We start from the raw sequence: 26037 nt of genomic DNA, 5'->3' as shown, positions 1-26037 counted from the left end.
ATTGGGTATGTAAGCCCGGCAGAGTATGAGCGCAAATGCGCGTAGTTAGAGTGTCTACTTTTTGTGGGTAAGACCAGTTTAAGACTTACGATCTTTGCGAGCATATTAAGGATAAAAATAACAGGAAGCCTATGAAGCGATATCTTTTCCTGGCACTGTTTGCCGTATCATCCGCGGCCAGCGCCATTATCATTCGTGATGACATTGAAGATGAGAAGTATCAAATACCGGCCTCTGAGATACCTGTATTGGCGGATTTTCCCGGCGAAGGGCACGGCGTTCTGATCTCTCCCCAATGGGTGGTGACAGTCGCGCATGTGGTTTGTATGCAGCACGTCAGGGAGATTGTTATTAATGGCCTGCCACGAAAGGTTGAATCCGTAGTCGTTCACCCTGGACACAGGATGCCCCCTGAAACGCTTGTGAAAGAGGCGTTAGCTTCTGGTGACGGCTCTAAGTTAAGGGCGTTCCTTGCGTCGTCCGATGATATTGCGCTTGTTAAGTTGAAAGTGCCAGTTACCGATGTCAAGACGATCTCTCTTTATCGTGGCAGGGACGAATTGGGCAGGAGTGTCCAGCTAGTCGGCAAGGGGGCCACAGGCAATGGCCATGAGGGAATGGAGCCTGGCAGTCCACATCGCACGTCTTTACGCAGAGCCTTCAACGTCATTTCCAGTGTTGATACGCGCTGGATTACCTACACGTTTGATCCCCCGGAATCTGCTCTTCCGCTGGAGGGTATGTCGGGTAATGGCGATAGCGGGGGCCCCATTCTTATGCGGGAAGGGAGGCAATGGCAGCTTGCGGGTCTTGTTTCCTGGGATTCCAGTGAAAGGGATTTGCGGATGTATCGCGGTGCGCGTTACGGGGACGGCGGTAATAATGTCCGTATTTCTCATTATGTCGCGTGGATCGAAAGCACCATGTCTGGCGAGGACGAAAAGGAGCGGGAGGAGTTTGCAGGAGGAGGCTGACTACAAAATCGTCAGTTGGCAGCCCACCGAGGTTTTGGCAGAAGGCAGTTGCCAGTGATGAGTGAGGGGCTTCGTGGCGGGTTGGTCACGGGGGGCCTCTTGCCCTGTCTGGTCAGCTTTCCGCGTTTCCTGGTCTCGAAATTGGTTTCCGGCGCCAGTCCAGAACTATTACCGTCAACGCCGGCAACATGGTCAGGGTCACCAGCGTCGCACCGATTATCCCTCCCATCACAATGACTCCCACGCCCCGGTAAAGCTCGGTGCCGGCCCCCGGCAGGAATACCAGCGGCGCGAGCCCGCAGATGGTGGTGATGCTGGATATGGCGATGGGGCGGAGGCGCGAGCTCACCGCCTCTTCGACCGCGCTCACCGCGGCCATCCCCTCCTCGCGCACATTGGCTATCGCGCGGTGCACGATCAGGATGGGGTTGTTGACCACCGTGCCCATCAGGATCAGGAAGCCGAGCATGGAGATCATGTCGAATGGTTGGTGAAAGCCCTCGAATCCCAGTCCGCGCAGGATGGTACCGGCGAGGTTGAGTAGCGCCAGGCCGGCAATACCTCCAGCGATTCCCAGTGGGATGGTGGTCATGATCAGCAGCGGGTAACCCCAGTGGGAGAAAATGGCCACCATCAGCAAGTAGACGATCAGCAGGGCGACGATGTAGTTGCCAGCCAGGGCCGCGCGGGTGGCATCCAGCTGGTCCGCGGCGCCGGAAATATCCAGGTTCACGCCCGCGGGAACCTGTCCGGAGTCCTTCAGGTGTTGCACGAGCCGGGATTTGACCTGCTCCACGCCGGTCTCCAGTGCCACGGAGCGGGGCGGGATAATATTCAGGGTGACAGTGCGGCGCCCATCGACACGGCGCACGGTGGCGGTGTCCACGGTCTCCTGCACCTCGGCCAGTTCCGATAGCGGCAGTACCTGGCCCACGGGGGTGTAGACGAACAGCTTCTCGAGGGTGTCGACTGTGGCCGCCGGCCCTTCGCGGTTGTAGAGGTACATATCGATCTTGTCGTCATCGAGGAAGAACTCGTTGACAAAGGCCCCGTCGGTGAGCGCCGCCACGGTAAAGCCAATAGCCTCTGCGCTCATGCCCACCTCGGCGGCCCTGTCCCAGCGTGGATGTACCTGCAGTAGTGGTTGCGACAGTGACAGGCTGGAGGGGCGCGTCTGGATGCGGGGGTTGTCGAAGATCTCCTCGGCGCGGTCGTAGGCGGCGCGGGCCACCTGGTAGAGGTCGGCCAGGTTGGGGCCGGAAATATCCAGGTTTACACTGCGCGTGCCGCCATCGTTACTGCTGATGATGGAACCGCGCGCGGCGAAGGCGCGCATGCCGGGGTAGCTTTCGTACTTGCGCACGATCGCTTCCATCAGTTCATCGATCTGGCGCGGATCCCTGGTCTCGGAAATGATACGCAGGCTCTGCGGTGAGACACGCAGGTTGAGGTACTTCATTGCCGGTACGTCTGTCTCGCCGCGCTTGAAGGCTTCCGGGTCGTCACCGACGTACTGCAGGAAATATTCCTGAATCTCACTGGCGATGGCCTCCATGGTGTCCAGGTTGTAACCCGGCGGGGCGTTCATGGTGGCGAAGGTCTTGGCCTCCTCGCCCTCGGGCAGGTATTCCGCCGGTGGTGTCAGGAACAGGGCGATTGCCAGGCTGGCCGCTACGGTGATGCCGATACAGTAGAGCCGCCGGGCCTGGGTGGCGATCAGCCAGCTGATCCGGTCCAGTACGCTGTTGCGCAGCCGGCTGTGGGCGATGCCCTCGCCGGTGGAGCTGTCGAATTTGAGCCGCGCGCTGGCGGTGGGAATCACTGTGATTGCCACCAGCATCGACACCAGGATGGAAGCGGATACCGCGATGGCGATATCCGAATAGAGTTGCCCGGCCTCCTCGACGATAAACACCACTGGCAGGAACACCATCACCGTGGTCAGGGTGGAAGCCAGCACTGCCGGCCAGACTTTCTGCACCCCGGCGATTGCCGCCTGCAGGCGGTCCAGGCCCCGGCGACGTTCCAGCTCGATGCTCTCCAGCACCACGATACTGTTGTCCAGTGTCATGCCGATGGAAAAGGCCACGCCCGCCAGGGAGATCACATTGATGGTGCGGCCGGCCACCAGCAGGCCGATAAAGGCGGCGATGGTACAGATGGGAATGCCTGTGACGCCCAGCGCTGTTGCCCGGATCGAGCGCAGGAACAGGTACATGATGGCGGTGGCGAGCAGGGCGCCGATCAGCAGGTTCTTCCACACATTGAATACCGATGCCTGCACATAGACGACATCGTCGGCGGTGCGCTCGAGGATCATGCCGGCGGGTTCCAGGATCTCGGCGTTGATGCTTTCGACGGCTTTCATCATGGCCCGCTTGATGGCAATCACGTTGGAGCCACTCTCGCGCCGCACGGCCAGGGTGACTACCGGCCGGCCGTCGACATAGGAGTTGCTGCGGATCTTGAAGTGGTCCAGGTGCACCTGTGCCACGTCACCCAGGCGCACGATGCCGTCACCGTCGCGGCGCAGGATCAGGTTGCGCAGTTCATCCAGGTCGTCGAAGCGGCCCAGGGTGCGCAGCAGGTAGCGGCGCTTGCCGCTTTCCACCTCGCCACCGGAAATATCCCGGTTGCGCTGGGCAATAGCCTCGCGCACGTCGCCGAGGGTCAGGTTACGCTGGGCCAGGCGCTCGGGCATCAGTCGTATCTGGATCTGCCGTTCGGCCCCGCCCCAGACATCCACCTGGGCCACCCCGGGCACGCCGGACATGCGCGGGCGCACATTGTCCTCGATATAGTCCCGCATCATGTCCATATCCAGGTTGCGCGGGTTGCCCGGCAGCGGCGAGACGCGGAAGTACATAAAGGAGTTGGAGGAAAACGAGGTGGCGTAGACCTGGGGCTCGTCCACGTTCTCGGGGTAGGAGGGTACCTGGGTGAGGGCGTTGTTGACCCGGATCAGGGTCTCGGTGATATCCACCCCGAAGGGAAATTCCAGCTCGATCTCCGCCGAACCCAGGTCGGCAGTGGACTGCAGCTCCTGCAGGTAGGGGATATTGCGCAGGTACTCCTCCTGTTCGATCAGGATTTCCTTTTCGATATCCTGCGGTGTGGTACCGGCCCAGCGGGTCTGGATGGTAACGGTACGCACTTCCAGGTCCGGGATCATCTGCACCGGCACCTGCAGGGCAGCAACCACGCCCAGGATGGTGACGATCAGTACGCTGACCGTAACCAGGATGCCGTTGCGGATAATTCCCTCGAACATGGCCTAGGTTTCCCCGGCCGCCTGCGCCTGGCGGAGCAGCACTTCCTGGCCCTGGCGCAGGCTCTCGTTGCCACGGGTGATTACTACCTCGCCGGGTTCCAGGCCGGTGCGGACCTCGATCAGCCCGCCGAAGCCCAGGCCGGTGGTTACCTGTTGTTCGGTTACCCGGGCAGGTTTGTTCCAGCCGCTGAAATTCTCTGCGACCCACACGGTAATGCGGCCGTCGGGATAGCGCGTCAGGGCATCACGGGGAATCGCCACGCCCCTGCGCTGGGTGCCCAGTTGCAGTTCGGCGGAGACCGACATCCCCGGAATCAGTGCCGGCTTGTTTTTGTCGACGATTTCGGTACGCAATACGAAAGTGCGGGCGCCGGTGCGGCTCAGGGGTACCTTGTTCAGCACTTTGGCGCGGTAGGTGCGGTCATCGCCCGTATCGAAATTGAGGCGCAGGGGTGTTTCCTCGCGGATGCGGGCATAGAGGCGCTGGGGAATCTCCAGGTCGGCATAAAGATGCTCGGTGGATACCACCTCGAACAGTTCGGCGCCAGGCTCCACCCACTCTCCTTTTTCCGCCAGCTTGCGGCTGACGATGCCGGTAAAGGGGGCGTTCACCTGGTGCCGGCGAAGCAGGGCGCCCTGGCGCTGGGCCTCGATTTCCGCCAGCCGCAGCTCAGCCCGGGCGACCTGGACCTGTGAGGTGAGGCTGTCCACTTCGCTTTCGGCAATGTAATTGTCGCCCACCAGTCGCTGGGCCTCACCCAGTCGTCGGCGCGCATCGGACAGTAGCTCGCGACGGCGTTCCACATCCGCGAGGGCGGCATTGCGGGCAATGATGTTCAGCTCCGGGTCCAGTTCCAGCAGGGGTTCGCCGGACTGGATACGGTCACCCACATCGGAATGCACCTCACTGACCAGGCCCGCCACCTCTGTTGAGAGGAGTGCCAGCCGCGGGGGCGTCAGGGTGCCGTTTACGGGGATGGATTCGACAATGGGGCGGGAACTGGCGCTGACGGCCTCCACGGTAATCCGTCCCGCCTCCTGGGCGTGTGTCACCAGTGTTGCGGCGATACCTGCCAGTACCGTCAGCAGTTGGAACCTCTTTGCGCAATGGTGGCGCATAGACAGACTCACTGACCCTTTGTCGCTGTTATTGGGGTGTGGCCCAAGGCGTTACGAGGCTGGAGAAAAATGGGCATTCACTTGCCTGCGAATCCAATCCAGGGGCCGGCCCTCAGGCTGGCCGAGAGACCCTATAGGATAGTCTACCGGGACTTCTGCCTGCTGGATCAGCGCAACGGGTTTTATGCGGTGTCAGAGGAGGGAAATACTTCGTCCAGGGTGAACGTCTGCACGCCACTGCCGGGCGACAGGGCCACTTCCAGCATTCGCGCCGCCACCTGCTCGCCGCGGATAGGCCGGTAGCGGCGCAACCCGGGCAGGCGGCACAGGGCTGGCAGGACCAGCGCCGCCAGTTGTTCGCCCATACGCAGGTGATCACGTGAACCCAGCAGCAGTGACGGCTGGAAGATGCTGACGCGGGGAAAAGCGAGCCGCTGCACGCGCCGTTCCAGCTCGCCCTTCATTTTCAGGTAACCGCTACGGCTTTCCGCATTGGCACCGCTGGACGACACCAGCAGATAGTGGCGGACACCGTTTGCTGCCGCCAGTTCGGCCGCCTGAAACTGGTAATCCAGGTCAACCCGGCGCTGCGCCTGGAGGGAGCCGGCCTGCCTGCGGGTAGTGCCCAGGCAGGAGAACAGCATATCCCCCTGGAACAGGGTCGGGTGGGCCGCCAGCTGCTCAAAGTCCACCACGCGGTTGTCGACTTTGTCCGACGGATGCGGCGCGGGCCGCCGGGTAATGGTAATGACTGACTGGATGGATTCACTGCGGGCCAGGCGGTCGACAAGCGCGCTGCCAACCAGTCCGGTAGCGCCGATTACAATTGCTCTGTTCATTGGGGCTTGCGCATGATGCTACAGATTTCCTGCAATCTACCACGTGCTTTCCGGCCACAGTCAATTCGTTCTGCCACTTTTGCCACTTGGCGGGTTACCGAAGCTTTTCCCCGTTGTTGCGGGTCACGATCACCAGTGCAATGCCCCCGAGTATCGCCGCAGATGCAAGCACCATGCGCAGGTCCAGAGACTCATGGAGAAACAGCACCCCGCCGACTGCGGTGATTACGGGGACGCTCAGCTGCACGGTGGCAGCGGTGGTGGACTTGAGGGCGGGCAGGGCGGCGTACCAGATGACGTAACCGATTCCAGAGGCGACGGCGCCCGATAATATGGCATAGACCGCGCCGGCAGGGTCGAATGCAACCTGGTTGCGCAGGAGCAGGCTGAGGCCGAGGGTCAGTGGCGTCGCGAGGATGAAGTTGCCGGCGGTTACCCGGGTCGGGTCTTCCTGGCCGATACCGCGCAGCGAATAGACACCCCAGGCCACGCCTGCGACCAGCATCAGCGCGGATGCCAGCGGTGGCGGGGTGGTGGCGCCGGGCAGGAGCAGGGCGGCGAGGCCGGCGATGGCAATGGTGGTGCCGGTCAACTGGAGCCGCCCTAATTTCTCGCCGCGCCACAGGCCGTGGCCGATCATGGTGACCTGTACGGCACCGAACAAGAGCAACGCGCCGGTAGCGGCGTTCATGTTGACATACGCGAACGAGAACCCGGCGGCATAGGTGAAAAGTGCCAGGGCCGAGGTCCAGTTGCCGTGGTGCCTGCGCCTGGTGTCAGTGGTTTTCACAACCGGTTTGTGCAGCGATACCAGCCACAGGATCACGGCGCCGGAAAGCAGGCGCAGGGAGGTGAAGCTGGCCGGGTCGATACCGGTTTCCTTGAGGGCCAGCCGACACAGGATCGAGTTGCCGGCGAAGGCAATCATCGCCAGGGTGGTTAGGAGCAGGATCCGCAGTGAGGGCATAAGGCTGGCTGTCCGGCGGCCCCTGGGCGCTCGGTTGTGCGAGGGGCTTATTTGTCGATACTGCCGGACTTGTCGCCGGCACTGGCGCGGAATTGTATCAGTTGTTGCGCCCCGGGTTGGCTGCGGGCGTTGCCGGCTCACGTTTACCCGGGGCCCTGGACCATGGCAGTTGTCCCTCGATCTCCATTTCCAGGGTAAAGCTGAGGAAGGCCCGCATCAGGATGATCAGGGCCAGGATGCCGACATTTTCCAGTGATTCCGAGACTATCACCGTGCGGATAATGTCACCGGCAATGAGGAATTCAAGACCCAGGATAATGGCCCGCCCCAGTTGCTGGCGGAAATTGCGGAAGGATTCCGCGCCCGGGAGCTGGCGGTAGGTGGCGAGGAATTTCCCGGTGGAGAAGCAGCAGCCAACAAGGATTACCAGCACACCGAAAATCTCGATGGCCAGGCCGGTTACCTCAATCGCCTGCAGGAATTGCGTGCGCATTCTGTTGCCTGATTCTCTCCATGCCGGGGAAACCGGAACGAGTGGGACGAAAATCCCGGCCCGGCCGTTTCAATGTAGGTACCAGCGGTGGGTTTCTCAACTCCCCCGCTACTGACGGGCTCCCGGCGTGTGGCACTTTTGCGATGGTCCGCGAAGGAGTAACCTCTGGCGTGAAAAACAGATAGAAGGAGCCGAAGCCCGTGCGAGTTTCCCGATTGATTGCGGCCCTGGTGGGCGCGCTGGCGCCATTCGCTGGCCTGGCCCAGATTCCCGAAGCTTCATCCCAGTTGTTGCTCACCATCACCGAAGACTGGGAGGCGGATACCGGTGTGCTTTACCAGTTCGAGCGGGAGAAGGGGGGCTGGGAAAGCGTGGCGGAGCCGGTGCCGGTCAATATCGGCCGCACCGGGCTGGCCTGGGGAATCGGCCTGCACCCGCAACAGCAGGGCCCGCAGAAGCGGGAGGGGGACGGCAAGGCGCCTGCCGGCATCTTCCGCCTGGGCGATGCCTTCGGCTACCTGCCAGCGGTGCCAACAGGCCTGGCTTACTGGCCCATGAAGGAAACCCATTTCTGCATCGACGTCCCGGAATCCCCCCTGTACAACCGCACGGTGGATACGGAAGAGGTGGGGCGCGCCGCTGTTGAGGGCTCCAGCGAGGGGATGCGCCGGGATATCCATTACGGTGACCAGCTGTACAAAAAGGGGATATTCGTCGCCCACAACCCGGAGAACGAGCCCGGTGCGGGCAGTTGTATCTTTATCCACCTATGGAAAGCGCCCGGTGTGCCCACTGCAGGCTGCACGGCTCTTGCCGAGCCACAGATGGATCGACTGCTGGCGCGCCTGCAGCGAGGCGCCAGGCCGGTGTATGTGGCATTGCCGCGCACCGAGTACCAGCGCCTGCGGCAGCCCTGGTCACTGCCGGCCTTACCGGCTTCCGGTGGCGACAGCGTGGACCGGGACCTCAGGTAACCTGCGGCCCCGGATTCTTGCGCAGCCAGCGCCGGTAGCGCCAGGCATGGAGCTGCGTGCCGAGAAAATCCTTTACCAGGTTCAGCAGGATATTGAGCTTCGGGTCGGGGTGCTGGTTGTTGGCGATGCGGCGTATCTGGGTGCGGGCGGAGGCCATCACGCCCAGGCTGCTCATGGCCTGGGTGCGCAGTCTGCGGGTGGGGTAGTGAATCTCCTCCAGGTCCCCTTGCAGCATGCGCCGGGGTAGTTCCGGTTCCAGGCAAAAAGGCTTGGCCATGCCAATCACGTCCACGGCTCCGAACTTGAGGGCCGCGTCCATGCCGCGGCGCGAGCGAAAGCCCCCGGTTACCATCAGTGGCATCGGGGCAACTGCCCGGGCCTTCTCGGCAAAGTCCAGGAAAAACGCCTCCCGCTGGGCGGTGCGCCTGCCCCGGTCCGCGTTCTCTCCCCCCATCATTGCCGGCGACTCGTAGTTACCACCGGAGATTTCCAGCAGGTCGACGCGGTAGTCTGCCAGGCGCCTGATTACCTGGAGCGCATCCTCTTCGGTGAACCCGCCACGCTGGAAGTCGGCGGAGTTCAGTTTCACTGACAGCGCCTTGCCCGGGGGGAGCACTGCCCGTACCGCGGCCAGGACCTCGAACAGGAAGCGGGCGCGATTTTCCGCTGAGCCTCCCCAGCGGTCCTCGCGGCGGTTGGTCAGCGGTGACAGAAACTGGCTGATCAGGTAACCGTGGGCGGCGTGTACCTGCACTCCGTCGAAACCGGCCTCCACTGCCAGCGAGGCAGTGCGGGCAAAACGCTGTATCTGCTCGCGAATCTCCTCGTCCGAGAGCGGGCGAGGGGTATTGAACAGGCCCCTTCCTCCGGGGACCTCTACCCCGATTGCCGACGGCGCCACCGGCCGCTCACTCAGGTATTTGGGAATCTGCCGGCCGGGATGGTTGATCTGCATCAGGAACAGGTTACCGCCCTGGCGCCCGGCACTGGCCCAGGCGCGGAACGGCTGCAGGTTGGATTCGTCCTCGAGGAAAACGGCACCCGGGTCGGTCATTGCGCGGCGATCGACCATCACATTGCCGGTTACCAGCAGCCCGGGGTTGCCGGCACTCCAGCGGTGATAGAGGTTGATATGCGCGGCGGTGGGGGCACCGAGGTGGCCCAGTTCCTCCTCCATCGCGGATTTGGCGAACCGGTTGGGCAATAACAGGCCGTTGGGCAGTGTAATGGGAGTCGCCAGCATCGCTACCTCCTGACAATAAATACCAGCTGGTCGGAATCATAGGGGGGGCCGGGGAGGGGCGTCAATAAATACCGGCCAGTAGGTATTTATTTAAAGGGCGGCGCCAATCAGTTTATGATGCCTGCCAGGCCACTAGACCACGAGGGTGGAGATTATGTCCGCGAGCGTTTCAAAAGCACCCCGGGTCCGCGGGGGTTGGAAAAAACTGCCTGAGGAGGAGCGACGCCGGGCCATCCTGGCGGCGGCGCGGGAGTGCTTTAACAGTCGCGGCTTTGGCAACACCTCAGTGCAGGATATTGCCAGCGCGGCAGGCCTGACCAAGGGTGGTATCTACTTTCACTTCGAATCCAAACAGGCTATCCGTGCCGCGCTGCTGGCTGAATTCACGGCGCTCGAGCGATTCGCGCTGGAGCACGAGCAGGTGCAGGTGTTGCCGGTGCGCGAGCGGTTGCTGGAGCAGTTGCGGCGGCTGCAGGCCGGCCTCAGCGCCGCCAGCGCGGGTTCGATTGTAACCCTGGCCGAGTCGGTGACCCGCGACCAGTACGGGGGGGATCTGGTGAGGGACTTCTTCAATGGCGCCGTGGCGGTATTGCGGCGAACACTAGCTGCGGGGGTGGAAAGCGGGGATTTCCGGCCGGGGCTGGATACCCTGGTGGCGGCCAAGTTGTCCCTGGCGGCAGTGGATGGCCTGGCGCTGCACCGGGAGTTCGATGCAGCAGGCATCCGGGTTTGTCGTGGTACCGACGCCCAGCTGGCACTGCTGGTGGATGGGTTCATCACTGTTAGCTAGTTAACATCATCAAAAAATTTTGATTGCAAGCCCGGTGTCGGCTGTGGAATATTTTATTAGCTGAGGTTATTCCACGGCGAATGGTAAAACCGATAACAACCGGGCCCGGCCATGCCGAACTCCTGTACCGATTCCCTGCGCTCCACCATTCCCCGCACCACCGGGAGCCCGGTGCCGTCCTGGTTCAAGACGGTGGCGATAGCAGTGCTGTTGGCTGCCGGCAGTGCCTCCATGGCGGCGACAGCCCCGGAAACCTATGAGCAGTATCGCCAGCCGGGACTCAACAAGCCGGCCATCAGCCAGTCAGACATATTGCCCCTGGTTGACCACTTGCGGGAGTCTGCGCTGGTGTCGGTGAAGGAAATCGGCCGCTCCTACGAAGACCGGCCCATCTATCGCCTGCAAATTGGCAGTGGCCCGGTGCGGGTGATGATGTGGTCACAGATGCATGGGGATGAGCCCACGGCGACGCCCGCGATCTTTGACCTGGTCAATTTCATCACCGCCCCCGAACAGGCGCAGTGGCGGGCCGGCTGGATGGACAAGGTTGCCCTGGTACTGGTCCCCATGTTGAACCCGGATGGTGCAGAGCGAAATATTCGCCATAACGCCCAGAGTTTCGACATCAACCGCGATGCCAGGGCCCTGCAATCCCCGGAGGGGCGCACCCTGATGGCGCTGGCAAGGGAGTTCGAGCCCCATTTCGCGTTTAACCTGCACGACCAGGACCGCCACTATGGTGTGGGGGACACGGGCAGGATGGCCACCATCTCGGTGCTTGCCCCCGCATACAACCGCGCGCGCGACATCAACGACAGCCGCGCGCGAGCCATGCAGCTGATTGGCGTGATGACGAAGTCGATCGAGCCGTTTGTGGGCGGCCATATCGCCCGCTATGACGATACCTATGCCTACCGTGCCTTTGGCGACACCTTTTCCGGGATGGGCATCAGCACCATCCTGGTAGAGTCGGGCGCGCACCCCGGTGATCCCAACCGGCAGGTGGCGCGGCGAATGAATTTCGAGATGCTGGTGACCGCGATCGACAGTATCGCGGCGGGCAGCTACCGGGATGTGTCGCCGGCACGGTACGACGCGATTCCCCTCAACGAGGACGATGCGATTGTCGATATCAAGATCGCCCGCCTGACCACCGTGGAGGGGGACAGTGAATACGTCACCGACCTTGCCATCAACCACCGCGGCGATCGCGCTCGGGTCGTGGATGCGGGAGACCTGTCGAACCTGGCGGGGGCGCAGACCCTCGACGCAAGCCGGTGGCTTTACCAGCCTCCGCGCCCGTTCCAGCTGGATGCGAACTCCATCCTGACCCTGGACGACAGCCGCTACCGCGAGTTATTGCGGGAGGGGTACGGCTACTTTGTCGGTGACCCGGCGCTGTTGCGGGTGGAGACGGACCTGCCAGTTGCCATCAACCCGCGCAACCCACAGCGGCAGCGGCCCCTGCGCCATCGAGACGCCACCTTCCTGTTGCGTGACGACGCCGGTATGCGGGTGGCTGTGATCAACGGCCAGCTGGTTGAGTTGCAGGCGCCGCCCGAGGCCGTCGCGGGGCAAGCCCGCTGATTCCCTGCCGGTGGGTGTCACCGCCCGCTGGCAACCAGACCAGAACCTGTACAGACGATTGGTAGGAGTAGTATGCGTAGTCGATCGTTCATTCCCCTGTGGATTTGCCTTCCGTTTTTCCTGTGTGCAGCCGCCAGTGCTGCCGATTACCAGCGCGACGAGTGGTTGCCCCGCTGGTCAGACAGTGACCGCGACTGCCAGGATACCCGCCATGAGCTGTTAGAGCGCTACTCCCTGGCACCGGTGACCTATACCCGTCCGGACCGGTGCCGGGTCAAAACCGGCCTCTGGCTCGATCCCTATACGGGCAATTTCTACACCCTGGCTTCCGACCTGGATGTAGAGCATATCGTCCCGCTCAAGTGGGCCCATGACCATGGCGGGGCGGGCTGGAGCCGCGCGCGCAAGCGCCAGTTTGCCGAGGACCCGGAAAACCTGTGGCTGGTGGATGACGGGCGCAACCAGAGCAAGGGGCAGCGGGGCCCGGACCAGTGGATGCCGCCCTACGGCCCGGTTGCAGAGATCTATGTAGAGCGCTTTACGGCAATCGTGAGCAAATACGGCCTCCGGCCCACTGCCGCCGAGGCGCAACGCTTTGCCGCGCTGGCAGCGGGGCTGCGGGATGGTGGCTGACCGGGCTGGTCACTGCCGGTCCTCGTTTGATCAAGAGGGAAGAGGCGCCAGAAGCTGCTAGACTGAGGGGGACTTGCAAACAAATCCATGGCCTTTCCCTGGTAACCGGGGATGCATGGGGTTGTCCACGGGGCCCCGCGAAGCTCCCGAACAGGAGGCAGGCGCTATGTGGCAGTGGGTGTTGGCTACAGGGCTGATGCTGCCGGTGGCATACGATACACAGATTACGATCGGTCCGGAGCAGGGCGCATCGGGCAGCCCGTACCTCAGTTTCTGCCAGGAACGCTTTTATGAGGAGGATGACGGCCTGCTGCGCTGCAACTGGGCGGTGAACTTCAACTTCGCCTGTTTTGTTTCCTACCCCTCCAACAAGGTGATCCAGGCGGGTTCAAAGATTCGCGAACCGGAAGTCGTCGGCGAATGCGATAATGGTGAGACCATTATCAAGTTGCTGCACTACTGAGCCAGCTGGTAGAGGCTCGTCCGCCGACAGGTCATCCAATCCGGATACCCCTGCGTATACCCCACCGTTGGCAGTCACCGGGCGCCGGCGGTCCTCCCGCCCACGGGGCCTGTAATGTTCAGCCTGCAGTTCCGACAGAGCTCTCCAGCGGGAGCCCGGGGTACAGTGCTCAACCACGGTGTGGGCACCTGTGCCGTACCTGCGTCAAATTGGAAGGAAACTGGTCACGGTAAAATGAGTACGTTTGATCAAAGACAATCTTTGGCACAACTCGGGGAGCACTTCCGGCGCCTGCGGCTCGCACGCAATATTCCCCAGGAGACACTGGCGGTGGAGTCGGGCCTGGGCCTGAGTACGGTCAAGCGGCTGGAGAATGGCCGCGGTTGCAACCTGTCCGCAATGTTGCAGTTGCTCGCAGCGCTGGGATATTCCGGCCGGCTGGAACAGTTTCTCGCCCATCTGGCCAGTGAGGCGACACAGCAGAGCGACGACATCATGACCGATCGGCGACGTGCCTCAGCGCCGCGTAAGTCCATCGAAGAGACCCCGGTCGATTGAAAAACCCACCGGGGGGAGACTGTCGCTCCTCCCCGGACGTGTGCAAAGCATTCCGGCCTGATAGCATAAGCGATTAAACCAGTTCTACCCGCAACGGATAACAACGGAAATATCGCTATGCAGTTGCACGCACTTTGCCGCGGGGGGCTCCTGTCGCCGCGCGCTCTCGCGGCCGCCTTTACCGCGACCTTCCTGCTGACAGGCTGTGGTGGTGACGATGCCGCAGGTAAAAAAGATGCCGCGGACTTCGCCCGCCTCGACGCCTTCCCGTCCACTTATTCTGTTGAGCAGTCCCGGCCGGTACTGATTTCCGGGGCTACGCTGCTTACCGGTACCGGCGAGATGCTGGAAAACACCGATATACTGCTCAAGGACGGCAAGATCGCGCGTATCGACGATGGTCTCAAGGCCCCGCGTGATGCACTGGTCGTCAACGGCGAGGGCAAGTGGGTGACGCCGGGGATCATTGATGTGCATTCCCACCTGGGCAATTACCCCGCGCCGGCAATCGAGTCGTCCCAGGACGGCAATGAGATGACCTCCCCCAATACCGCCGAGGTTTGGACCGAGCATTCGGTCTGGACCCAGGACCCGCAGTTCCCCCTGGCCCTGGCCGGTGGCGTAACCACGCTGCAGATCCTGCCCGGCTCGGCTAACCTGTTCGGCGGTCGCAGTGTGACGCTCAAGAATGTACCCGGGCGTCGCGTCCAGGATATGAAGTTCCCGGGCGCACCCTATGGCCTGAAAATGGCCTGTGGCGAGAACCCAAAGCGGGTCTACGGCGGCAAGGGGCAGGCCCCCTCGACGCGGATGGGTAATGTGGCCGGTTACCGCAAGGCCTGGATCGCAGCCAGCAAGTACAAGGAGAAGTGGGAAAAATATGCCGAGGTGGGCGGAGAGCAGCCGGAGCGCGACCTGGAGCTTGAGACCCTGGCGGGCGTACTGAACGGGGATATCCTCGTGCACAACCACTGTTATCGCGGCGAGGAAATGGCGGTGATGATGGATATCGCCAAAGAGTTCGATTTCCAGATTTCCACCTTCCATCACGCAGTGGAAGCCTACAAGGTTGCGGACCTGCTGGCGGAGAACAATGTCTGTGCGGCCATGTGGGCCGATTGGTGGGGGTTCAAGCACGAAGCCTTCGATATGACCGAGGCCAATATTGCCATCGTCGACCAGGCCAAGGCCTGTGCCATGATCCACTCTGATTCCGCGGTGGGGATCCAGCACCTGAACGAGGAAACGGCCAAGGCGATGGCGGCGGGACAGCGCGCGGGCTTTGATATCGGGCCTGAGCATGCCGTCACCTGGATGACCCTGAATCCGGCGAAGGCCCTGGGCATCGATGATCGCACCGGCAGCCTGGAAAAGGGCAAGATGGCGGACGTGGTGGTCTGGTCGGGCAACCCGTTCAGCGTCTATGCACAAGCAGAAAAAGTCTTTATCGATGGCGAGCTGATGTACGATCGCGACGACCCCGCGCGCCAGCCGCGATCGGATTTCGAGCTGGGGATAATTGAGGCAGAGGGGGAGCGACTGTGATGACCAGATTCCTGATTCAACTGGCGTTTCTCGGCCTGCTGGCGGGCCCGGTCCATGCAGAGACTGTGCTGATCAAGGGGGGCAAGGTCCATACCCTGTCCGGCATCGGCACACTGGCCCAGGGGGATGTCCTGGTGCGCGACGGCAAGGTGCAGGCGGTGGCCCCCGCCATTAATGAGCGCGCAGACCGGGTGATCGACGCCCGCGGCAAGGTGGTGACGCCTGGCGTCATCGCGCCACAATCGGAGCTGGGCCTGACCGAGATCAGTGCCGCCAGTTCCACCAACGATCACGCCGTCAGTGGCGAGAGTATCGGCAGTGGCTTTGACCCGCGCCCGGCCTATAACCCGAAATCGACCCTGATTCCCTACAACCGTGCCCACGGGGTAACCCGCGCAGTGGTATTCCCGTCAATCAGCACCTGGGGCGAGGACGCCGGTAAACTGCATCGCGTATTCGCGGGGCAGGGCTTTGCCATCACCCTGAACGGTGGGTTCGACAGTGTGGTCGCCGAAGGACTGGGGCAGAAAGCCTACCTGGGTGAGATGGGCAGCCAGCTGGCCGGCGGCAGTCGCGCCAACGCCTATGCCCGGATCGAGAACGCGCTGGGTGAAGCCCGCGAGTACCTCAACAATCGTGAGGCAATCCGTCGCGGCAACTGGCGTGAGCTGAGCCATTCCCTCGCTGACCTGGAGGCACTCCAGCCGGTTATCCAGGGCCAGCAGCCACTGATCGTCACGGCCAACCGTGCCAGTGATATCCTGCAGGCGCTGGAACTGGCCCGGGAATACGAGTTGCGCCTGATTATCCAGGGCGCGGCCGAAGGCTGGATGGTGGCCGATGAGCTGGCTGCGGCCCAGGTGCCGGTGGTGATTGACGCTGTCAACAACCTGCCGATCAGTTTCGAGAGCCTGGGGGCCCGCTCCGACAACGCGGCACGGCTGCAGAGTGCCGGCGTCACCGTGGCGATCGGTGGTCCCGGCTACGGATCCACCCACCTGGTGCACCTGGCGCGGCAATCTGCTGGCAACGCGGTTGTCCACGGAATGCCCTACGAGGAGGCGCTCAAGGCTATCACTGCCAACGTCGCGCGTATCTTCGGGCTGGAAGGCGGGGTACTGCAGCCAGGCGTCATCGCCGATATCGTCGTCTGGAACGGCGATCCCCTGGAGGTCACCAGCTACCCGGAGCAGGTTCTGATCGGTGGCCAGCCTCAGTCCCTGGTGAACCGCTCGACGCGCCTGCGTGACCGCTACCTGAAGCCCGAGCAGGGCCATGAAATGGGGTACAGGTTCTGAGCCTGTCGATAGGGATGGACTTGCCGGTAAGTTTCACCGGGCAAAATTGATATCGATAAAAGAGTAGGGCGGGACCGAGTTTCGCCCTTTTTAATGGAGATTTTCCAATGATGGTTCCCCTTACAGGCCTGTATGGCGGCCTCTGTGCATTGCTGATCCTGGCCCTGGCTTTTCGTGTGGTGCGATTTCGCCGCAGCGAAAAGGTGGGGGTGGGCAGTGGCGGCAAGCACTATGCCGAGGTTTTGATCCGTACTCATGCCAACGCCGTTGAATATGTGCCCATTGCACTGCTGATGATGCTGGTGGCGGAAATCAATGGCCTGTCGGCTTTCTGGCTGCACATCCTGGGCAGCCTGCTGGTGCTGGGTCGCTTCCTGCACGCCTGGGGCCTGACGGCAGGCAAGGGCGGTTACCACTACGGCCGCTTCTGGGGTACGACGCTGACCTGGATCGTGATCACTGCCTACGCCTTGATCAATATCATCGGGGCATTCTGAGCGGCCCCTGGTTCTGGCCATTCCTGAACCGGCAAAAAAAAGCCCGGTCGATACCGGGCACAGTACAGGGATGGTTTGCGTGAACCCCCCAGGGGGGATTCCTGCGGGAAACTCTTCCTTGTGGAAGCTATTGCTTCACGGGAGTTACTGGTTTGCGGCCAGCGGAGTCACGCGATCGTCGGCCTCGCCTTGCTCCTGGTTGTTCTCGCCAGCCTTCTCTTCTTCTGCTTCCAGCAGCATTTCGGGCTTGCCCTTGCAGGCCTTGGCGAGTACTTCGCGGCGTTTTGCCAGCAGCAGGCCGATTTCCTCGCCGGCGGCTTCGGAAATGCCATCAATATTGCGCTCAATCAGTGAGGTAATATTGGCGGCGAGCTCCAGCATCTTGTCGTGTTCTTCCGCATCTTTCTTGTTGTCGAACATAGCTCCGTCTCTATCGCATTTCCAAACAGCAACTACGGCCATGTGTGCCTCCGGTTATTGTTCAAGTATTCATACTGTGTGCACGTACAGTAGCTGTATGGGTGTCCAGTGTCAACTGCCGGGTTCGCTGGAGAGGAAATATGGCGGAGAAAATGGCGAGTCCAGGGAGGCCCAAGGGGGGCGGGATTGCGATAAAACGATGCCGGGCTGCGTTATGCAGCGCCCCCCTGGCTGTCCACGACTGCCATAATAGTCCTGTAACCGGGCGCTTCCTCCCCCCCCCAGTAAGCGCCCGGAACAGACCCGCAGTGTGAGATTGAGGCCCGCCTTCCGGCGGGCCTTTTTTTATTGGCGGCGGGTTCGGGCCCGGTTTAAGGCCGTGACTCTAGATAAGGCCGTGCCCCTAGATAGTGAGGATCAGTCTCGCCGCCAGTGCCATCAGCACTACGCCGAACAGCTGTTGTAAGCGGTGGGCAACCGGGCCTCCGGACCAATTGCGGCGACGGCCCGCAGATACCACCAGGGTCACCAGGCTGTACCAGATGGCATCGATGCCCGCAGCCAGTGCAGCCATGCCCAGCTTGACCCCGAATGCCTGCTGCTCTGCCACAAACTGGCTGAACAGTGCGGTAAAAAAGACGGCAATCTTGGGGTTGAAGAAGGCGATACCAAAACCCTGTAACGCGGCGCGACGGCTGCTGAGGGGGGCAACCTCGGCCGGTTTGCGGTCCGGGTCCGGCGCCCTGGCCCGGAGGGCCTTCCAGCCCAGGTAGAGCAGCATGGCGGCGCCACCCCACTGAAGGATGCCGAACAGCAGCGGCGATTGGGTAATCAGTACCGCCAGGCCCAGGGCCGTGAGCACCGCATAGATGCCCACCCCCGCCCCGTGGGCCAGCGCTGCGGCGATGCCGGGGCGCACACCTGTGGCGGCCCCGCGCAGGATAATCAGCAGGCTGGGACCGGGAGACATGGCTCCCAGGGCACAGATTCCGGCCAGTGACAGCCAGGCAACAAGATCCATCAGAAACCGCCCCCTTTCTCGAGCCAGGCCTGTTCCGCGGGTGTGGAGGCCCGGCCCAGTGCCGCATTGCGGTGCGGATAGCGGCCGAATTCCTCGATCACATCCCGGTGGGCGAGGGCATACTGGTAGAAGTTCTCAGCCTGGGCGGCGCCTTCAGCACCGTCCAGGTGGCTCTTGCGCAGCCGGTCGAAGTACTCGATCGACCGTTGCTGCATCTCCAGGCTCTCATCGTGTTCCAGCGGCATCCCCAGGAAGGCCCGCTGGTAAAGCCCCAGCCGGCTGTCATCGCCGCGCTCGATCACCGCAAGGGCAACCTCCCGCGCTACGGGATCGCCGGCAAAGGCGCGGCGCGTGCCCCGGTAGATGTTGCGGGTGAACTGGTCGCATAGCAGGACCAGGGCCAGCTCTCCGGCCAGGGTGGTCCGCCAGTCATCCAGTTCCCCGGCCAGCGCGGCCTCCACGGTGGGGCCGAACGCTTCCTCGATCTGCCGGTCGAGCGCCTCATCACTGGTAAACCAGAGCTGCCGGTGGTTGTCGTCCACCGCGGCGTCCAGGTGTTCACTGCCAAACCAGAAGCGCAGGACTTCAGTGGGCTGCGTCATTAGCGGGGTCTCCGAAATTTTTTTGCACGCCGGTGCATCCATTGGCCCTCCCGGCGGCATCTTAAGGCTGAATACGGAAATTATTTGGAGGCTACCATGGTAACCCCTGAGACAGGATGTGTGAAAAAGGTTAAATTTTACGTCGTACTGGTTGCGATCCTGGCATCGGCCCCGGCCATGTCTGGCGAGGCGCCGGAACTCCCGATCGCCAGGGTCCAGCAGGAACTGGCCGAGAAAGCCGAGCGGGCGGTGTCTGACAAGCTCCGCGAGTGCCGGGAGCGGGAGTCCCGCGAGGAAGAAAAAGAGGTGCGCTACCCGGTGCGTATCGCCGGCCCTTCGCTGACCGGGTCCCCTATGGTGGCCTTCTGAGAAGTGCCATCGACAGTTACCGCAACGCGACTTAAAAGAATACTGACAGCAAGCAGAGAGTCACTAATGAGAGCGAGAAACCTGATATCCCCCCTGGTACTGGGACTGGCCGCGGTGCTGGGCACCGGCCTGGCCTTTGCCCAGGAGACGCCGGCGGAGCAGCCGGCAACCGCGCCGGAGGCCCGTCGCGAGAAGCCCCCGGCTCCACCCGAGCCACCGCAGGCAGAGGAAGTTGAAGAACGCGTTGAGAAGCAGGTGCGTATTATCCGTGGTGAGGACGGTACCCTGCGGATCAAGACCCGCGACGCCGATGGCCAGCGTTCCGAAGTTGAAGTGGACCTGGGTGAGGAGTTCGGCGGGGCCCTGTCCCGGCGAATCTACGAGAAGCTGGAGAAGAAGGGCATTCTCGACGAGTCCGGCCTGGTCATCGAGGAAGCGATGGAGGGCATCCCGGATAACATCAAGATCAGTATGTCGAGGGACATTTCCAGGGATATTTCCCGCGACATCTCCCGCGATATGGCCAGGGAATTCGGCAGCAATGGCGGCCGCCACTGGGAACACCGGAGTGGCGGCGATGACGATTCCATGGAGTTGACCATCGGCCTCATCGCGGTGCTCGGCGTCTTCGGCATGCCGATCCTGATCGTGTGGCTGGTGACCCGCAACAGCTACCGCAAGAAGCAGCTGATGATGGACAACATCAACCGTATGGTGGCCGAGGGGCGTGATATCCCGCCGGAGTTGCTGGATGCCATGCAGGGCGAGTCGCCCAGCAACCTGAAAGACCGCGGTTTCACCCTGATCGCTGTGGGCCTGGCGCTCTTTATCTGGCTTTCCCTCGCCGTGGGCGTGGGTGTGGGTAGCCTGGGCCTGATCCCGCTGTTCATCGGTATCGCGCGCTTTATCAACTGGAAGCTGGAACACCAGGAAGTTAACCGGGCAGGCTAGGGACAGCGGTTTATGGACCTCAATGACGGGGATTTGATCCGGCGTATCGTCGAAGACGGGGACCAGCGGGCATATGCCCAGCTGGTTCGGCGCTATCAGTCACAGCTGCGTTTCTCGCTCCGCCAGCTGTGCGATGGTGACCAGGCCCTCGCCGACGATATGGCGCAGGAGGCCTTTATCAAGGCCTACAAGGCGCTGCCGGCATTTCGTGGGGATGCGCGTTTCAGCACCTGGCTGTACCGGATCGCCTACAATCTCGTCATGAGTCACCGGCGCAAGAACGCGCCGGAGGTGGACCAGGAGGCCGTTGACCGGGCCCAGGCCCAGGAGACGGTGGAGGAGGCCCAGCAGCTCGGCATGGCCCGGGACCTGGATACAGCCATGCAGGAACTCAGCGAGCCGCAGCGGCAGGCCATTCACCTGTGCATGCAGCGTGGCTTTTCACATGAGGAGGCCGCGAGTATCATGAAGCTGCCACTCGGTACGGTAAAGTCCCACGTCAACCGCGCGCGGGCCAAGTTGCAGACGTTGTTGCAGGCGTGGCGCGAGGAGGTAGTAAGTGGATAAGTTTGATCGGGATCCCCAGAATCGGGGACAGGGGTTTGGAACCTTGAGTGAAGCCCAGTTGCGCAACAGTGATCCGGATTTCGATGCCTGGCTGGGGCAGCAGCTTCAGTTCAGCGAGCCCTACCTGGATGATGACGGCTTCTGTGACGGTGTCATGGAGCGGCTGCCGGCGCCCACCCGGCGTTCCGAGAAGCGCGTGACACACACACAGTATGCTGCGGTGGTGCTGGCCTCTGCCATTGTCGCCTGGCAGTTCCCCTTCGCTGAGGTGGTGTCCCAGGCGGCCAGCCAGTCAATCAGCCTCTACAGCCTGCTGGGCCTGGGAGTGCTGTCCTCAGTCGCTGCCATGTTCGGTGGTATCGTTGCCGCACGCCGCTGAGCCGTGCACCACTACTGAATTTCTTTCCTGTTGGGGGCCTCCCGGTCCCCGATCCAGTTCACTCCACGCTCCCGTCTTCCCGCACCGGTAACCGCTGTTGCCCATAAACAATCCTGTCCGGGCCCCGGTGGGTTGCCCGGGCGATTCAGCGCCCGGGCAACGCGTAGTCAGCGGTTAAGGCGGATCTCACCGCTCTTGCGCACCTTGATGGAGGGCGGGAATGTGCGTTCCAGGCCCAGCTTCGCCTCCAGCGAGTAGGGCACGGTGTCACCGCGCATGGACATCAGTTCCGCGGCGGCCATGAACGAACCCATCAGGTTGGCAGAGGCCTCGACCGAGATATCGTCACCGCCGTAGGCGGGAATCTGCGGCAGGTTGCTGGCGGTGCCGGTCACCACTTTGTGGCCGGCCAGGTCCAGGGTGTAGTAGAGGCCCGACAAGGAGAGGGCAACGGCGTTGGGGTTGTCCACGCGCAGGTGGATACGGAACCGCAGATCTCCGGCCCGGTTGGCCGGCAGGGGCTCCAGGCCGGTTACCTGGACCGATGGCTCCTCGAAGTCCGGTGTGAGTACGGTGCATCCCTGGAACAGGGCCGCGACCAACAATAAAGCAACAATCCGATTGAATGACTGCAAAAACTGCACGTAAAGCTCCTCGGTTCTGTCCCCTTGGGACGGTGATGCAGGTCCGCGATAGTGGAATAATCTGCGGACAGGAATAATAACGTGGAATTCCGGGAATCCTTATGAAGAAGTTTCTCATTATCCTGACCCCCGTGGCGCTGGTTTTGTTCACAGCCTGGAAGTGGTTGCTGTTGCCGGGAGTGGAAAAAAGCATGAATACCCGTACCGGCGCCTCGCTGCCGGTGCTGTCGGAGCGGGCGCGTGCCCTGCATGAATCACTGGTGGTTGGCGACCTGCACGCCGACAGCTTCCTCTGGGCACGGGATCTCGACGCCCGCGCCGACTACGGCCATGTGGACCTGCCGCGAGCCAGGGACGGTAACCTGGCGATACAGGTCTTCACCGCGGTGACCAAGTCGCCCCGGGGGCAGAATTACGCCAGCAATGCCAGTGATGCGCCGGACAATATCACCTTGCTGGCCGTGGCCCAGGCCTGGCCACCCCGTACCTGGGACAGCCTGCTTGAGCGGGCGCTATACCACGCCGGAAGGGTGCACGCCCTGGCCTCAGATGTGCCGGGACAGATCCGTGTGATTCGCAGTGCCGGTGACCTGCGCCAGGTCATGGCTTCCCGGACCGATGGGAGTGGGCAGTTGGCGGCGATCCTGGGTATCGAGGGCGCCCATCCACTCGAGGGCCGACTGGCAAATATTGGCCGGCTCTACGATGCGGGATACCGGGTGATGGGGTTGCAACACTTCTTTGACAATGAGCTGGGCGGCTCGCTGCATGGGCAGAGCGGGGCAGGCCTGAGTGAATTCGGGCGCGCCGCGGTGAAAGAGATGGCGGCCCGCTCGATCATTATTGATGTGGCACATTCCTCGGAGGCGGTTGTCCGGGATGTATTGGCCCTGGTGGATCGCCCGTTGATTGTTTCCCATACGGGGCTCAAGGGTATGTGCGATACGCCGAGGAACATCAGTGACGAGCTGATGCAGGCTGTCGCGGCGGCCGGTGGCCTGGTGGGCATCGGCTACTGGGGTGGGGCTGTCTGTGATCCCAGCCCGGAACATATTGTGCGCACCATGCGTTATGCCATCGACCTGTTGGGGGTGGAGCATGTGGCGCTGGGCTCGGATTACGACGGCACTGTGGAAGTTGCGTTCGACGCGGGAGAGCTTTGGGTGCTGACGCAGGAGATGCTGCGCCAGGGCTTCAGTGAGCATGAAATCCGGCGGGTCATGGGCGAGAACCTGCGGGATTTCTTCCTGGCGCATTTGCCCGCTTCATGACGTCATTTTCCACTTATCGCGATGGTGGGGTAGAGGTACATGCCTTTCCGTCGCGGTGGCTCGCGGTGGGACGCGGGGGATTTGGTCTTTCAACTATAAAAAGGGGTGGTGTACTGAAACCGGAGCTGCGTGCTGCCCGTGACCGGCCTCATATCTATTCTCAGCCAGGTGCTGAACTCCCCGATCCCGCTCCTGGTGCAGGAGGCTGGTGAGGGAACGGAAGAGAAGCCCGCCCTGCAGGAAATCACACCCGAGCCGGTATCCGAGGCGGCAGAGACCGTAGTCCGTTCCCTGGACACGGTCTGGGGTAATTTCCTCAACCATACCCCCTTTGTAATTGCCAGTTTCATGGTGTTGTTTGTCACCTGGCTGATTGTCCTGACGGTGCGACACTTTGGCAGTCGTATCTTTCGCCGGTTTGCCGCGAAAAAATCTCTCCAGGACCTGATGGTCCGCCTTTTGACCATTGTCATCTGGCTCCTGGGGTTGCTGTTTGCGGCTATGGTACTGTTCCCCGGGCTTACCCCGGCCAGGGCGCTGGGCGCGGTAGGCCTGCTGTCAGTGGCGATTGGCCTGGCTTTCAAGGATATTTTCGAGAACTTCTTTGCCGGCATCCTGATCCTGTGGCGCTTCCCGTTCGAAGAGGGGGATGTCATCGAGTGCGAGGGGGTCTGTGGCCGCGTGGAGTCGGTGGAAGTGCGTAACACGACGATACGCAAGCTCACCGGCGAGCTGGTGATCGTGCCCAACCTCTTCCTGTTCAAGAATCCCTGCGAGATCCTGACCAACCGGATCAAGCGCCGTGTCACCATCACCGTGGGTATCGCCTATGGCGAGGATGTACGGGAAGGGGTGAAAGTGATTGAGGAGGCCATGAAACCCCTGAAGACAGTTCGCCAGGAGGACCCGGTGCAAGTGTTTCCCGCGGGTTTCGGTGACAGCAGCATCGATATCGAGGTCACCTGGTGGACCGGCTCGGTGCCCTTTGATGTCCGCCAGTCCAGGGGCGAGGTGGTTACCGCCATCAAGCTGGCTCTGGACGAAGCCGGTATCGAGATTCCGTTCCCCTACCGTACGCTGACGTTCAAGGATTCCCTGCGCGTGGAGGGGGAAGCTCCCTCTGCAGGGACTGTGGAATAGCGCCCGGTGTGCCAGTCTCGGGCTGTTGCCGGAGGAGCTGCGCGGGTGGCAAATCCTCACCTCCAGAGAAGATCGCCCCGGACGGTGGAGCTGCACCCGCTGGCAGGGCCCGCGCCCATCTCAGCGAACCTCAGTGTATTTGTTGAGGTGGATACTGAAGCCCAGGGTGCAAAGCAACACCAGGACGGAGCCCAGTACCACGCCCGGCCAGTGCCAGGAAGCCCAGAAAGGCTCGAGGTAAAAGCCGCCCGTGCTCGCTCCCAGGTAGTAAAACACCAGGTACAGGGATGAGGCGCTGGCCCTGGCCGATGTTGCCTGGCGACTGACCCAGCTGCTGGCGGTTGAGTGGCAGAAGAAGAATCCAAGGCTGTTGAGCAGGAGGCCCAATACAATCAACCACAATGACTCGCCCAGGGTAATCAGTGAACCGCCGATAAACACCAGTATGCCGAGGCTCATGGCGCGGGGCTGCGGCAGGTGATCTGCGGCCTTACCGGAGACCACTGAGCCAAAAGTGCCGCTCAGGTAGGTCAGGAACAGCAGGCCCAGCATGCTGGCGGGCAGGGAATAGGGTGCATCCGCCAGCACGAACGTGATGTAGGAGTACTGGTTGATAAAGATAAAGAAGTTGAGGCCGCCAATGATATACGCTACCAGCAGCACGGGGTTTCGCAGGTGTCTGACAATGGCCCCGGCCATCGCCCCCGGGTGCAGGGGCCTGGCTTCGAAATGCCGGGATGGGGGCAGGAGCAGGACAAACGCGCTGGCACACAGCGCGCTGATGGCTGTCATTGCGATAAAAGCACCCTGCCAGCCGAGCCACTCGCCGACAAATCCACCAATCAGGCGCCCGCTGATCCCGCCCAGGGTATTTCCACCAATATAGAGTCCAACGGCCAGCGCCAGGGCGCGGGGCGAGAACTCATCGCTCATATAGGCGATGGCGATTGCCGGCAGACCGCCCAGCATCAGGCCCTGCAGCCCGCGCAATACCAGCAGGCCCGTGTAACCCCGGACAACACTCAGGGCGATTCCCAGGACCACCACGGCCACCAGGGTAAGAACCATGATGTTGCGACGCCCCAGGGCATCGGAGAGTGCGCCGTAAGCGAGTAACGACAGGCCGAGCGTCAGGGTGGTAACGGTAAATGTCCAGCTGGACTGCAGGGCGCTGACGCCAAATTCCCGCGCCAGTTCTGGCAACAATGGTTGCGTCAGGTATACATTGGCAAACACCATAAAAGAGCCGATGCTGAGCGCGACCGTGGCGCGCCAGAAGGTACTGGTATTGGCCTCTATCACCGGGGTCCACCCAATACTTTCGCATCCCCTGGTGCCGGTGGGGCGCGAAAGCTGGTGCCTGGGTAATATCGGGGCTCGCTAACCGGAGGCGAATTCTTCCGGGCAATGACTGGGATACAG

General features: G+C 62.1%; 27 protein-coding genes. 16 read left to right on the top strand and 11 right to left on the bottom strand.

Annotated features, from left to right (window positions below; genetic code table 11):
- The first annotated feature begins 131 nt into the window (after positions 1 to 131).
- Complete coding sequence (locus tag LVD11_RS05180) at positions 132 to 974, top strand: S1 family peptidase (protein ID WP_237057075.1); 843 nt, start codon at positions 132 to 134, stop codon at positions 972 to 974.
- 112 nt (positions 975 to 1086) lie between these two features.
- Here LVD11_RS05180 and LVD11_RS05175 read toward each other — a convergent pair whose 3' ends face one another.
- From LVD11_RS05175 to LVD11_RS05155, 5 genes are all read right to left on the bottom strand, one after another.
- Entirely contained in the window at positions 1087 to 4245 is a 3159-nt protein-coding gene (locus LVD11_RS05175) for an efflux RND transporter permease subunit (RefSeq protein WP_237057074.1), read from the bottom strand.
- Between the two features lie 3 nt (positions 4246 to 4248).
- A complete protein-coding gene (locus LVD11_RS05170; RefSeq protein ID WP_237057073.1) occupies positions 4249 to 5364 on the bottom strand; it encodes an efflux RND transporter periplasmic adaptor subunit in 1116 nt (371 codons plus the stop codon).
- Positions 5365 to 5546: 182 nt separating this feature from the next.
- Positions 5547 to 6203, bottom strand: coding sequence for an NAD-dependent epimerase/dehydratase family protein (locus LVD11_RS05165; protein ID WP_237057072.1), 657 nt, complete (start codon positions 6201 to 6203; stop codon positions 5547 to 5549).
- 94 nt (positions 6204 to 6297) lie between these two features.
- Positions 6298 to 7170 carry a DMT family transporter gene (locus tag LVD11_RS05160; protein ID WP_237057071.1) on the bottom strand — a complete coding sequence of 291 codons (873 nt, stop codon included), beginning with the start codon at positions 7168 to 7170 and terminating at the stop codon, positions 6298 to 6300.
- A 97-nt stretch (positions 7171 to 7267) separates the two neighbouring features.
- A complete protein-coding gene (locus tag LVD11_RS05155; protein WP_237057070.1) occupies positions 7268 to 7663 on the bottom strand; it encodes a DUF1622 domain-containing protein in 396 nt (131 codons plus the stop codon).
- Between the two features lie 200 nt (positions 7664 to 7863).
- Here LVD11_RS05155 and LVD11_RS05150 point away from each other — a divergent pair, with 200 nt between their 5' ends.
- Positions 7864 to 8637, top strand: coding sequence for a L,D-transpeptidase family protein (locus LVD11_RS05150; protein ID WP_237057069.1), 774 nt, complete (start codon positions 7864 to 7866; stop codon positions 8635 to 8637).
- Here the strand turns inward: LVD11_RS05150 and LVD11_RS05145 are convergent.
- On the bottom strand, positions 8630 to 9880 hold the full coding sequence (locus LVD11_RS05145) for an NADH:flavin oxidoreductase/NADH oxidase family protein (protein ID WP_237057064.1): 1251 nt from the start codon (positions 9878 to 9880) through the stop codon (positions 8630 to 8632). The genes LVD11_RS05150 and LVD11_RS05145 overlap by 8 nt on opposite strands.
- A 154-nt stretch (positions 9881 to 10034) precedes the next feature.
- Between LVD11_RS05145 and LVD11_RS05140 the strand changes: the two genes are divergently transcribed.
- From LVD11_RS05140 to LVD11_RS05105, 8 genes are all read left to right on the top strand, one after another.
- Entirely contained in the window at positions 10035 to 10670 is a 636-nt protein-coding gene (locus LVD11_RS05140) for a TetR/AcrR family transcriptional regulator (RefSeq protein WP_237057056.1), read from the top strand.
- A gap of 111 nt (positions 10671 to 10781) precedes the next feature.
- The gene (locus LVD11_RS05135) at positions 10782 to 12257 is read left to right on the top strand and encodes a M14 family metallopeptidase (RefSeq protein WP_237057054.1); all 1476 of its coding nucleotides are present in this window, start codon (positions 10782 to 10784) and stop codon (positions 12255 to 12257) included.
- A 72-nt stretch (positions 12258 to 12329) separates the two neighbouring features.
- Positions 12330 to 12890, top strand: coding sequence for a GmrSD restriction endonuclease domain-containing protein (locus LVD11_RS05130; RefSeq protein WP_237057052.1), 561 nt, complete (start codon positions 12330 to 12332; stop codon positions 12888 to 12890).
- 166 nt (positions 12891 to 13056) lie between these two features.
- The gene (locus LVD11_RS05125; RefSeq protein ID WP_237057051.1) at positions 13057 to 13353 is read left to right on the top strand and encodes a hypothetical protein; all 297 of its coding nucleotides are present in this window, start codon (positions 13057 to 13059) and stop codon (positions 13351 to 13353) included.
- 261 nt (positions 13354 to 13614) lie between these two features.
- A complete protein-coding gene (locus tag LVD11_RS05120) occupies positions 13615 to 13911 on the top strand; it encodes a helix-turn-helix domain-containing protein (RefSeq protein WP_237057049.1) in 297 nt (98 codons plus the stop codon).
- 117 nt (positions 13912 to 14028) lie between these two features.
- Complete coding sequence (locus tag LVD11_RS05115; protein ID WP_237057047.1) at positions 14029 to 15456, top strand: amidohydrolase; 1428 nt, start codon at positions 14029 to 14031, stop codon at positions 15454 to 15456.
- Complete coding sequence (locus LVD11_RS05110) at positions 15456 to 16754, top strand: amidohydrolase family protein (RefSeq protein ID WP_237057045.1); 1299 nt, start codon at positions 15456 to 15458, stop codon at positions 16752 to 16754. The genes LVD11_RS05115 and LVD11_RS05110 overlap by 1 nt, the downstream gene beginning before the upstream one ends.
- Before the next feature lie 107 nt (positions 16755 to 16861).
- Positions 16862 to 17251, top strand: coding sequence for an MAPEG family protein (locus LVD11_RS05105; RefSeq protein ID WP_237057043.1), 390 nt, complete (start codon positions 16862 to 16864; stop codon positions 17249 to 17251).
- Between the two features lie 144 nt (positions 17252 to 17395).
- On the opposite strand, the gene LVD11_RS05100 is transcribed toward LVD11_RS05105, so the two are convergent.
- The 3 genes from LVD11_RS05100 to LVD11_RS05090 form a co-directional block, all read right to left on the bottom strand.
- Positions 17396 to 17713: a YebG family protein gene (locus tag LVD11_RS05100; RefSeq protein WP_237057041.1), complete on the bottom strand. Its 318-nt coding sequence runs from the start codon at positions 17711 to 17713 to the stop codon at positions 17396 to 17398.
- Positions 17714 to 18074: 361 nt separating this feature from the next.
- The gene (locus LVD11_RS05095; protein WP_237057039.1) at positions 18075 to 18692 is read right to left on the bottom strand and encodes a LysE family translocator; all 618 of its coding nucleotides are present in this window, start codon (positions 18690 to 18692) and stop codon (positions 18075 to 18077) included.
- Positions 18692 to 19294 carry a DUF924 family protein gene (locus LVD11_RS05090; RefSeq protein WP_237057038.1) on the bottom strand — a complete coding sequence of 201 codons (603 nt, stop codon included), beginning with the start codon at positions 19292 to 19294 and terminating at the stop codon, positions 18692 to 18694. Before LVD11_RS05090 ends, LVD11_RS05095 begins: the two co-directional genes overlap by 1 nt.
- A 120-nt stretch (positions 19295 to 19414) precedes the next feature.
- On the opposite strand from LVD11_RS05090, the gene LVD11_RS05085 reads away from it, so the two are divergent.
- The 4 genes from LVD11_RS05085 (at position 19415) to LVD11_RS05070 (ending at position 21560) form a co-directional block, all read left to right on the top strand.
- The gene (locus LVD11_RS05085) at positions 19415 to 19663 is read left to right on the top strand and encodes a hypothetical protein (protein WP_237057036.1); all 249 of its coding nucleotides are present in this window, start codon (positions 19415 to 19417) and stop codon (positions 19661 to 19663) included.
- A gap of 66 nt (positions 19664 to 19729) precedes the next feature.
- A complete protein-coding gene (locus LVD11_RS05080; RefSeq protein ID WP_237057034.1) occupies positions 19730 to 20614 on the top strand; it encodes a DUF6249 domain-containing protein in 885 nt (294 codons plus the stop codon).
- A gap of 12 nt (positions 20615 to 20626) precedes the next feature.
- The gene (locus LVD11_RS05075) at positions 20627 to 21181 is read left to right on the top strand and encodes a sigma-70 family RNA polymerase sigma factor (protein ID WP_237057031.1); all 555 of its coding nucleotides are present in this window, start codon (positions 20627 to 20629) and stop codon (positions 21179 to 21181) included.
- Positions 21174 to 21560 (top strand): hypothetical protein, encoded by a 387-nt coding sequence (locus LVD11_RS05070; protein WP_237057029.1) that lies wholly within the window; start codon positions 21174 to 21176, stop codon positions 21558 to 21560. Before LVD11_RS05075 ends, LVD11_RS05070 begins: the two co-directional genes overlap by 8 nt.
- Before the next feature lie 167 nt (positions 21561 to 21727).
- On the opposite strand, the gene LVD11_RS05065 is transcribed toward LVD11_RS05070, so the two are convergent.
- Positions 21728 to 22204, bottom strand: a complete 477-nt coding sequence (locus LVD11_RS05065; RefSeq protein WP_237057027.1) for an LEA/WHy family protein — start codon at positions 22202 to 22204, stop codon at positions 21728 to 21730.
- A 101-nt stretch (positions 22205 to 22305) separates the two neighbouring features.
- Between LVD11_RS05065 and LVD11_RS05060 the strand changes: the two genes are divergently transcribed.
- Together LVD11_RS05060 and LVD11_RS05055 are read left to right on the top strand one after the other, a co-directional pair.
- The gene (locus LVD11_RS05060; RefSeq protein WP_237057025.1) at positions 22306 to 23475 is read left to right on the top strand and encodes a dipeptidase; all 1170 of its coding nucleotides are present in this window, start codon (positions 22306 to 22308) and stop codon (positions 23473 to 23475) included.
- Positions 23476 to 23613: 138 nt separating this feature from the next.
- A complete protein-coding gene (locus LVD11_RS05055; protein ID WP_237057023.1) occupies positions 23614 to 24615 on the top strand; it encodes a mechanosensitive ion channel family protein in 1002 nt (333 codons plus the stop codon).
- A gap of 120 nt (positions 24616 to 24735) precedes the next feature.
- Here the strand turns inward: LVD11_RS05055 and LVD11_RS05050 are convergent, their stop codons facing one another.
- On the bottom strand, positions 24736 to 25917 hold the full coding sequence (locus LVD11_RS05050; protein WP_237057021.1) for an MFS transporter: 1182 nt from the start codon (positions 25915 to 25917) through the stop codon (positions 24736 to 24738).
- Positions 25918 to 26037: the final 120 nt, after the last annotated feature.

The organism is Microbulbifer sediminum (assembly GCF_021729035.1).
GTDB lineage: Bacteria > Pseudomonadota > Gammaproteobacteria > Pseudomonadales > Cellvibrionaceae > Microbulbifer > Microbulbifer sediminum.
This window is presented reverse-complemented; position numbering and strand designations above follow the sequence as displayed.